9 protein-coding genes are annotated in these 10087 nt (G+C 60.7%); 5 read left to right on the forward strand and 4 right to left on the reverse strand.

All coding sequences use genetic code 11. The annotated features are described in order from the left end of the window. The coding region (locus ACRXB1_RS21095) for a DNA translocase FtsK (protein ID WP_449493107.1) at positions 1 to 1616 on the forward strand (1616 nt) is incomplete at its 5' end. A 4-nt stretch (positions 1617 to 1620) separates the two neighbouring features. Here ACRXB1_RS21095 and ACRXB1_RS21100 read toward each other — a convergent pair. Together ACRXB1_RS21100 and ACRXB1_RS21105 are read right to left on the reverse strand one after the other, a co-directional pair. Further along, the gene (locus ACRXB1_RS21100; RefSeq protein ID WP_449493108.1) at positions 1621 to 2682 is read right to left on the reverse strand and encodes a transporter; all 1062 of its coding nucleotides are present in this window, start codon (positions 2680 to 2682) and stop codon (positions 1621 to 1623) included. Between the two features lie 130 nt (positions 2683 to 2812). Next, a complete protein-coding gene (locus ACRXB1_RS21105) occupies positions 2813 to 4033 on the reverse strand; it encodes a lactonase family protein (protein WP_449493109.1) in 1221 nt (406 codons plus the stop codon). Between the two features lie 187 nt (positions 4034 to 4220). Between ACRXB1_RS21105 and ACRXB1_RS21110 the strand changes: the two genes are divergently transcribed. Continuing rightward, positions 4221 to 4373 (forward strand): DUF3096 domain-containing protein, encoded by a 153-nt coding sequence (locus ACRXB1_RS21110; RefSeq protein WP_075360510.1) that lies wholly within the window; start codon positions 4221 to 4223, stop codon positions 4371 to 4373. 188 nt (positions 4374 to 4561) lie between these two features. On the opposite strand, the gene ACRXB1_RS21115 is transcribed toward ACRXB1_RS21110, so the two are convergent. Next, positions 4562 to 4810, reverse strand: a complete 249-nt coding sequence (locus tag ACRXB1_RS21115) for a hypothetical protein (protein WP_449493112.1) — start codon at positions 4808 to 4810, stop codon at positions 4562 to 4564. Between the two features lie 266 nt (positions 4811 to 5076). Here ACRXB1_RS21115 and ACRXB1_RS21120 point away from each other — a divergent pair, with 266 nt between their 5' ends. Next, entirely contained in the window at positions 5077 to 6942 is a 1866-nt protein-coding gene (locus ACRXB1_RS21120; protein WP_449493110.1) for a glycoside hydrolase family 15 protein, read from the forward strand. 204 nt (positions 6943 to 7146) lie between these two features. Beyond that, positions 7147 to 8418: a polyhydroxyalkanoate depolymerase gene (locus tag ACRXB1_RS21125; RefSeq protein ID WP_075360508.1), complete on the forward strand. Its 1272-nt coding sequence runs from the start codon at positions 7147 to 7149 to the stop codon at positions 8416 to 8418. Positions 8419 to 8545: 127 nt separating this feature from the next. On the opposite strand, the gene ACRXB1_RS21130 is transcribed toward ACRXB1_RS21125, so the two are convergent. Beyond that, positions 8546 to 9178 carry a TetR/AcrR family transcriptional regulator gene (locus tag ACRXB1_RS21130; protein WP_062000773.1) on the reverse strand — a complete coding sequence of 211 codons (633 nt, stop codon included), beginning with the start codon at positions 9176 to 9178 and terminating at the stop codon, positions 8546 to 8548. Positions 9179 to 9628: 450 nt separating this feature from the next. Between ACRXB1_RS21130 and ACRXB1_RS21135 the strand changes: the two genes are divergently transcribed. Next, on the forward strand, positions 9629 to 10087 hold a 459-nt coding region (locus ACRXB1_RS21135; protein ID WP_449493111.1), incomplete at its 3' end, for an RnfABCDGE type electron transport complex subunit B.

Consider the following 10087-nt stretch of genomic DNA (forward strand, 5'->3'; position numbering starts at 1 on the left):
TAGATGCTGCTCGGAGACGGGTTCGACTTCGTCGGACGCAGCTTCGAGCAGGTCGAGCCCGGGCAGGTCCACCGCAGATGCCGCCGGTCCGTGGTTTCATCGCGACGGAGTTCGAGTTCCATGCGCCGGCGGCATCTGCGGTGGACCTGCCCGGGCTCGATCTGCTCGAAGCTGCGTCCGACGAAGTCGAACCCGTCTCCGAGCAGCATCTCGCCGCTACCGGTCAGTTGATCGAGCAGCGCCTGCAGGAATTCAAGGTGCCGGTCACGGTGGTCGGCGCATCGGCGGGACCGGTCATCACGCGCTTCGAAGTCGAACCGGCGCTCGGCGTGCGCGGCAGCCAGATCGTGGGCTTGATGAAGGACCTGTCGCGCGGCCTTGGACTGACATCGATCCGCGTGGTCGAGACCATTCCCGGCAAGACCTGCATGGGGCTCGAGCTGCCGAACGCCAAACGGCAGATGATCCGGCTTTCCGAAATCCTCGAAGCCGACGTGTATCGCGATTCCAAGTCGTTTTTGACCATCGCGATGGGCAAGGACATCATCGGCAATCCGGTCGTCACCGACCTCGCGCGTGCGCCGCATATGCTGGTCGCGGGCACGACGGGTTCAGGCAAATCGGTGGCCATCAACGCGATGATCCTGTCGCTGCTCTTCAAGGCAAAACCGGAAGACGTGCGCCTGATCATGATCGATCCGAAGATGCTGGAATTGTCGGTGTATGAAGGCATTCCGCACTTGCTCGCGCCGGTCGTGACCGACATGAAGCTCGCCGCGAACGCGCTCAACTGGTGTGTTGGCGAGATGGAGAAGCGCTACAAGCTGATGTCGGCTGTGGGCGTGCGTAACCTGCAGGGCTTCAACCAGAAGATTCGCAACGCGGAAGCGGCCGGCAAGAAACTGACGAACCCGTTTTCGCTCACGCCGGATGCGCCCGAACCGCTCGCCAAGCTGCCGATGATCGTGGTCGTGATCGACGAACTCGCCGACTTGATGATGGTCGCGGGCAAGCAGATCGAGCAGTTGATCGCGCGCCTGGCGCAAAAGGCGCGGGCGGCGGGTATCCACTTGATCCTTGCGACGCAGCGGCCATCGGTGGATGTGATCACCGGCCTAATCAAGGCGAACATTCCGACGCGCGTGGCGTTCCAGGTTTCATCGAAGATCGATTCGCGCACGATCCTGGACCAGATGGGCGCGGAATCGCTGCTTGGCGCCGGCGACATGTTGTTCCTGCCGCCGGGCACCGGCTATCCGCAGCGCGTGCACGGCGCGTTCGTGGCCGATGAAGAAGTGCACAGCGTGGTCGAGTATCTGAAGCAGTTCGGCGAGCCGGAGTACGAGGAAGGGATCTTGTCGGGGCCGACGCCCGAAGGCGGCACGCCTGATTTGTTCGGCGAGACGCAGGACGCCGAAGCCGACCCGCTTTACGACGAAGCCGTCGCGTTCGTGTTGCGTACGCGCCGGGCATCGATTTCGTCGGTTCAGCGGCAGTTGCGGATTGGCTATAACCGTGCCGCGCGGCTCGTTGAACAGATGGAATCGGCGGGTCTCGTTTCGCCGATGGGATCCAACGGCAATCGCGAAGTGCTCGCGCCGAGCCAGCCGGAATGACGCATCACCACAAGCGCAAGCGCCTGAGCAGGAACAGCGTGACGGCCGCGCACCCCGCCATCACGCCCATCACGACCGCGAACGAATAGTGGTCGTGCGTGCCGGGCAAACCGGCGACGTTCATGCCGAAGATGCCCGAGACGAGCGTCGCGGGCATCAGCAACGCGGACATGATTGCGAGCCACAGCAGCTTGCGGTTGATGTCCTCGGACAGCAACGCCGCGATCTCGTCCTGCAGCAACTTCGCGCGTTCGTACTGCGCTTCAAGCCCCGCGGCGAGTCCGTTCAGAACCTGGATGGCCTGGATCAAGGTTTCCATCGAGCGCGGTTCGGCCCAGTCGAGCCGCCGCGTCACGAGTTGTGTGAGCGCGTTGCGTTCGGGATCGACAAACCGCTTCACCTCCACCAGCCGCCTTCGCACCGATCCCAGTTCCGCGCGCCAGTTCGAATGGCGGCCGTCGAGCACGCCCTCCTCCACGTCGTCGAGCCGATCACCGATTTCATCGATACGATCAGCAAACGTGTCGTTCAGCGCGCGGATCAAACCCGCGAAGAGATCGACCGTGTCGCGGAACATCGTGCCTTCAAGCACTGCATGGCGCAGCCGGTCAGTCGATTGCAGGGGCTGCGCGCGTACGGTGATCATGCGGTTTCTATCGACGTAAAAGCGCAGCGCGCCCGTTGCCCGGCGCGTGGCCTGCGCGTTCGGATCGGCGTCGGGCGTCTCCGCGACGCGCTCAAGATCCGCGACCACGCCGTACATGAAGGTCGATCCCATATGAACGCGCGGCCGCTTGTCCTCGCCGTTCAGGAATTCCCGCGCCACATCCGGCATGGCGGTGACGCCGGTGAGCCAGCTTTCGACGGTGTCGTCGTTGGCGCTCAGGTGCAGCCAGGTCGGGCCATCGCCGACGATCTCCCGGCGTGCTTCGTCCCAGGACAGGCGCAGCGCCTCGGCGCCGGAAAAGCGGAACGCGCAGATGAAGCCAGGCGGCGCCTTCGAGTCGTCGGGCGCTGCGGCATTGGGCCGGTCTGTTTCTTTGCTCGATGCTGTGATGATGTTCAACGGTCGATTCCTTGCATACCGGCAACTGGCGGGCACTGCGGGTTGAAAAACTCTTATTGTGCAAAATCCAGGCCGCGTGGATCGAAAGCGGCCTGGCACATCAATACGATCCAATTACGTTCGGAGATCGTCAGGAAGGCGAAACGAACTTGAAATCGACCGGCGAACCGATTTCGAGTTTCTTCGGATCCGATGCCAGTTCCCCCGTCTCCGGATTGCGCCTGAAGAAGTAGACGCTATCGCTGTCCTGGTTGCCGACGATCAGCCAACGGCCGGTCGGATCGATGGCGAATTCACGCGGCGTCTTGCCGAGCGTAGAACGCCGGCCAAGCAGTTTCAGATGACCATCGGCGGGATTGACGGCGTAGGTCAGGATCTCATTGACATCGCCACGATTGGTCGTGTACAGGAAGCGCCCGTCCGGCGACAAATGGATCGCGCCGCCGCCGATCTTTCCTTTGAAACCGGGCGTGGTCATGGCCAAGGTCTGCTTGAGCGTGAGCTTGCCGTCGTCGTAATCGTAGACCATCACCGACGCGTTCATCTCGGTCGTCACGTAAGCATGTTTGGCGGCTTCGTCGAAGATCATGTGGCGCGGTCCCGAACCCGGTTTTACCAGCGTGTAGCGCGATTCGGTCGGACCGAAGAGGCCACGTGTGCCGTCGGGGGTGTATCGGTACGAATACAGCTTGTCCGCGCCCAGGTCCTGCGCGAATAGATAGCGGCCGTCAGGCGAAAACACGGTGGAATGAACGTGCGAATTATCCTGACGTCCGGTCACGGGACCGCTGCCGTCGTGATGAACCGTGAGTACAGACGGCAGGACGCGTTCGCCCTCCAGCGGGAAAACGGCGAAGCTGCCGCCCGGGTTCGACGCCACCGAGTAGTTCGCCGTGAGCAGATACCTGCCGTCAGGGGACAACGCAAGGTACGCGGGATCGTTGCCATCGGACGAGACGCGGTTCACGAAGGTGAGCTGGCCGCTCGCCGGGTCAAACCGGAACGCACTGATGCCGCCGCGCTGCGATGCGGGACCGTTGTCGCCGGGCAATTCGTTGACTGCATAGACGTGCTGCCTGTCCTTGCTGACCACGAGATAAGAAGGATTCACCGCTTGCGTCGCGGAAAGACGCGTGATGGCGCCGCTGGCGGTATCGAACCGGTAGACATAGATACCCTCGCTCTTGCCGCTGCCCGTATAGGTGCCGACCAGCAGGTCATATACGCTGCTCTCGGCTGACCCGGCAGGATTCACGGACGGGTCGGACGCGCTCTGTGCGAACGCTGGGCCCGCTGCCAGGGACAGCCCTATCGTCACGCTCGCCGCGAAACTCTTGACCAGAACATTCATGTTGCGGCATGAAGTTTGCGTGGGGGCGCTACGCGGGGAAGAAGAAGTAAAAACGGAATGCATTGAAACCTCCTGATCGTTCGTTATTACGGCTTGTTTCAGGTTATGTGGCGCGTGATGCATGCCTTCGTCCAACCAATTACAACCAGCGTCTCAGTCAAATTTCTATCAAAACAAAGGAGCAATAATGGATATCCATCTGAGCCTCGGTCCGCTGGTCGCGCTCATCGCAGGCATTTTGATCCTGGTCGTACCGCGCCTGCTCAACTTTATTGTTGCAATCTATCTGATCATCATCGGGTTGATCGGCGTGTTCGGATTGAGCGCAACGCATTTTTGACAATGCTGCATGCCCCAGGCGCCGTCTTGCCGCAGGCCACCGCGTGAAGCATGGTGAGGTAAGACGGTACTTTGGGATTGAGGTTCCGGCGGGACGCGCGCAACGCCATGCGAGATCGTGCGTAACGGTCTCGCATCAGGTTGCGGCATTGAAATCAAGAACCTTGGGAGATGCGACCCAGGCTGTAATCACCCGTTGGCAAGCTGCTCGAGGCGCATGCGGCCCTGCAGCGAAAGGCCGCCGACAGCCAGCAAGCCGTTCGTTTCCCGATGCTGCGTGAAACAATCGCGTTCAATCAGGAACGTCGCCGCGACCTCCATCCCATTTCGCGAGAGGCCCAAATGTTTGTAATCGAGATCGATGAGCGTGGACGTATCGGCAATACGGCTCGCAGCAGACAGGATGGCGATGCAATCGGCTCTCAACGGATTCGGCATGGCTTTCACGTTCGATTTCCTCGAAGACGTCAGGCAAGCGTGGACGCGTCGTGCGATAAGAATCTGCATGCCGGTCGGAAGCTGGCATCGCTCAGGCGCGAACTTTCATTCTAGGCGTTCGTCCACTTTATTTTCAAGTTGAGCTTACATATTCCGTTCGACCGATCGCTTTGAAGTGAACACCAAACTCGCATGCCAACGCACGAAATACGAATGCACTTCATAATCGACCGCTCCAATCGCTTCATCGAAATCACTACCTGCCTATGCCCGCACTGATCGAAGACTACGCCCTGGTTGGCGACGGCCACACCGCCGCCTTGATCTCGAAAGAGGGATCTGTCGACTGGCTGTGCTGGCCGCGCTTCGATTCCGGCGCCTGTTTCGCCGCGCTACTGGGAACGGCCGAAAACGGCCGCTGGCTGATCACGCCTGACCTGCCCGAGGGCGCACCGCCTCCGGTCATCACGCGCAAATATCGCGGCGACACGCTGATCCTCGAAACCGATTTCGAAACGCCCGAGGGCCGGGTCTCGCTCATCGATTTCATGCCCGTTCGCGATGGCCTGTCCGACCTCGTGCGTATCGTCGTTGGCCGGCGCGGCACCGTGAAGATGAAGATGGAACTGGTGCTGCGCTTCGATTACGGCTCATCGATTCCCTGGGTCAGCCGCCTTCCGGACGACAGTGGCATTCGCGCCATCGCCGGTCCCGATTTGTGCGTGCTGCGCACGCCCATCGACCTGTCTGGCGAGAACATGCGCACGGTCGGGGAGTTCACGGTGAGCGAGGGTGAACGTGTGCCCTTCTCGCTCGTTTATTCGCAATCTCATTTGCGCCTGCCGCCCGCCCGCGATCCGCATACGCAGTTCGCACGCACCGAAAATTTCTGGCTCGAGTGGTCCGGCCGCAGCAACCTGGATGGCCGATGGGGTCCGGCGATCCGCCGCTCGCTGATCACGTTGAAGGCGCTCGCCTACGAGCCGACCGGCGGCATCGTCGCTGCACCTACCACGTCGCTGCCGGAGCAGCTTGGCGGAACCCGCAACTGGGATTATCGATACTGCTGGCTGCGCGACGCGACCATCACGCTCCTCGCGATGATGCGCAGCGGCTACTACGACGAAGCCCGCGCATGGCGCGCGTGGCTCGGCCGCGTGATGGCGGGTTCGCCGCAACAGATCCAGATCATGTACGGCATTGCCGGCGAACGGCGCCTGCCCGAATGGGAAGTCGACTGGCTGCCGGGTTACGAGGATTCGAAGCCCGTGCGCGTCGGCAATGGCGCCGTCGACCAGTTGCAACTCGATGTCTACGGCGAAGTCATGAACGCGCTGCACCTCGCACGGGTGGGCGGCCTGCAAAGCGACGACACCGTCTGGTCCATCCAGCGCGCCATGCTCGATCACCTGGATACGGTCTGGCAGGAACCCGACGAAGGCATCTGGGAAACGCGCGGCGGCCGCCAGCAGTTCACATTTTCGAAGGTCATGGCCTGGGTTGCGTACGACCGCGCGATCAAATCGGCGGAACAGTTCGGCCTGGAAGGTCCGCTCGAACATTGGCGCAACCAGCGCTCGGTCATCCACGCCGACGTTTGCTCGAAGAGCTGGAATGCATCGATGAATTCGTTCGTCCAGACATACGGCGGCGACGACCTCGATGCGAGCCTGCTGCTGATTCCGCTGCTCGGTTTCCTGCCGCCGGAAGACCCGCGCGTGATCTCGACGCTCGATGCCATTGAACGCGACCTGACGCACGACGGCCTGGTGAAGCGCTATCACACGGCCGAAGTGCAGGATGGCTTGCCTCCTGGCGAAGGGACGTTTCTCGCGTGCAGCTTCTGGCTCGTCGATAACCTCGCGCTCCAGGGCCGCCTGGAGGAAGCGTTCGCCATGTTCGAGCGGCTGGTGGGACTCGCCAACGACGTCGGCTTGCTTGCCGAGGAATACGACACGGTCGCGAAACGTCAGGTCGGTAACTTCCCGCAGGCGTTTTCGCACGTGGCGCTCGTGCACACGGGAATGAACCTGATGAAACACGAGCAAGGCATGGCCAAGGCGACCGGCCAACCAGCGCAGCGTCAGGACAAACCCTCGGAAGCCGTGAGCACAAACGAAAGCGATTCGTAATATTCAGTCAAAAGTTGACGAGTTTTGCGTGAAAACCAGCGTTTTACTGAGGTAAACGACACGTATGCTGCGTTGCACAAAACGGTGTTCTTGGCTATGATCGGAGAAGGTTTCCGACCGGTCGTTCGGCGAAACAATGCATCCGAAGCCAAACCCCGGCCCCGCCGTTCACCACAGGCGCAGCCGGTTTTACACGGGTAAAACATGCTCTATCAACTTCACGAATTCCAGCGGGCCATGTTGAGTCCGCTTACAGCATGGGCGGAAGCGGCGTCGAAGTCGTTCACCAATCCGTCCAGTCCGCTTTCGTATGTTCCCGGTTCCACGCGTCTCGCGGCCGGCTACGAGCTGCTGTATCGGCTGGGCAAGGATTACGAGAAGCCTGAATTCGAGCTGCATCAGATCGAGAAGAATGGCCACGCCATTCCTATCGTCGAGCAGATCGTGATCGAGAAGCCGTTCTGCCGGCTGATCCGCTTCAAGCGTTTTTCCGACGACAGCGCGACCGTCACGGACCTCAAGACCGAACCTATCGTGCTGGTGTGCGCGCCGCTTTCGGGCCACCACGCCACGCTTTTGCGCGATACCGTCAAAACGCTGCTGCAGGACCACAAGGTCTACCTGACCGACTGGCTCGACGCGCGCATGGTCCCGCTCGAAGACGGGTCGTTCCATCTCGACGACTACGTGGAATACATCCAGGAATTCATCCGCCACATCGGCGCGAAGGACCTGCACGTGATCTCGGTGTGCCAGCCGACCGTGCCGGTGCTCGCCGCCATATCGTTGATGGCAAGCCGCGGTGAAGACACGCCACGGACCATGACGATGATGGGTGGTCCTATCGATGCACGGCGCAGCCCGACTTCCGTGAACTCGCTTGCAAGCGAACATTCCTACGAATGGTTCGAGAACAACGTGATCCACACGGTCCCGGCGAACTATCCGGGCGTGGGCCGCAAGGTCTATCCGGGCTTCCTGCAGCACGCGGGTTTTGTCGCGATGAACCCCGAGCGCCACGTGACCGCGCACTGGGACTTCTATCAGAACCTCATGCGTGGCGACGACGAAGATGCAGAGCAGCATCGCCGTTTCTACGACGAATACAACGCCGTGCTCGACATGGACGCGGATTATTACCTCGATACCATTCGCATCGTCTTCCAGGATTTCCAGCTGGCCGAAGGCACGTGGGACGTGAACGGCGAGCGTGTACGTCCGCAGGACATCAAGCAGACGGCGCTCTTGACCATTGAAGGCGAGCTCGACGACATCTCCGGTAGCGGCCAGACACGCGCTGCTCACGACCTGTGCACCGGCATTCCTGCGAAGAACAAGCGCCACTACACCGCCGAAAAAGCCGGACACTACGGCATTTTCTCGGGCCGCCGCTGGCGCACGATGGTGTACCCGCAACTGCGTGAATTCATTCTCTCGCACGACAAGGCGCCGAAGAAGGAAGCAGTTCCCGCCTGAGTCTGGATCGGTCGGATCAGCATGACACCGCACGCCGCGTCCTTACGCGGCGTGTTTCATTGCGGGCATGACCCCTTCAGTGAGGCGTGCCGAGTCGGATGCATGAGTTCTTGCGCAGTTGCGTGGGTCAGCGCCGCATCAGGTAGGCGAGCAGCAACTCCGTATTCATCTTGATGATTTCATCGCGTTCCGCGTCAGCGCTGAAATCGAGCCCGAACGTGGCTTCCAGCGTGAACCGGTTGGATACGATGTAATACCCGAGCCCGGACAAGGTGATGTAGAAGCGCAAGGGGTCCACGTTATTGCGAAACAATCCGGCTTGTTGACCACGTTCCAGTATCTTCGCGAGCTTCGCGACCACGGGCGAGATGAGCTCGCGGATACGCGTGGAGCCCTTTATATAACGTGCTTCATGGAGGTTCTCGTTATTCACCAGCCGTAATAGCTCGGGGTGCTCACGATAGTAATTCCAGATGAAATGCGCGAGCTGCGTAACGGCTTCGACCGGCGCCACGCCCTCCAGATCGAGCGATTTTTCCGCATCGGTGAGCGCCGTGAACGCGTGTTCCAGGACGGCGGTGAACAACTGCTCCTTGCTGCCGAAATAGTAGTAGAGCATTCGCTCATTCGTTTCGGCGCGGCGGGCTATCTGGTCCACACGCGCCCCGAACAAGCCTCCCGCCGCGAACTCCTCGGCGGCGGCAAGCAGGATTCTGCGGCGCGTGCCCTCAGGATCTCTTTTGATTTTTGGCTGGTTCATGGTGGCTTCATGATCGACAAACCGCGTTTTGAGAGTAGCGTCATGCATTCCTGTGTCCTAAAGAAGCATGCGATGGATCGGTTGCGCCAACGTGATTGGGAATACCGTCCTGCAGTCAATCTAAAGCGATTTGATTATGTGCACATCGTTGGCCCGTTGGCAATTGGGATTGATTGGGAACAGCTTGAAATTCGGCGATAATGCCGCCTCGGGCACAACGCATCGAAACCAGGCCGAATGCCCCGAACGCACAAATGCGATATCAAAACGAGCGCGAGCATAAGCGCTTGAACATATCCCCACAAGTGGTCGTCGGTTTTAGCCGTTTGATCGCTTGAATGCGAATCGTCTGCAGTGTCAGGATGCCTCCCGCATCTTGACCTGTTCGCTTCGTGTCCATCTGATTCATGCGGCCGGCGCCGCCATACCCCAGCCGTTAATGTGACAGCAGTGATTGCAACTTTCCCCACGACCCTTGCTAGCCAGATTGAAGACCTGCTGCCGCAGACGCAGTGCACAAAATGCGGCTACCCCGCGTGCCGGCCGTACGCCGAGGCCATCGCGGCAGGTCAGGCGAGCTATAACCAATGCCCGCCCGGTGGCGAGGAAGGCGTGGCGCGGCTTGCCCGCCTGCTTGGCAAGCCCGTCATTGCGCTGAATCCGGAGAACGGTGTTGAACGGCCGCGGCCGCTTGCTATCATCGACGAAAACCTGTGTATCGGCTGTACGTTGTGCCTGCAAGCGTGCCCGGTGGACGCCATCGTTGGCGCGGCCAAGCAGATGCACACGGTGATCCCCGAGCTTTGTACCGGCTGCGTCCATGCGTCCCAGCCGGTCTTGTCGTCGGTGACTGGAATCATGGCGATGCAATCGACGGGGCAGGGCGGCACGCACAGGTCGCAGCCGGTA

The organism is Caballeronia sp. M23-90 (assembly GCF_053574605.1).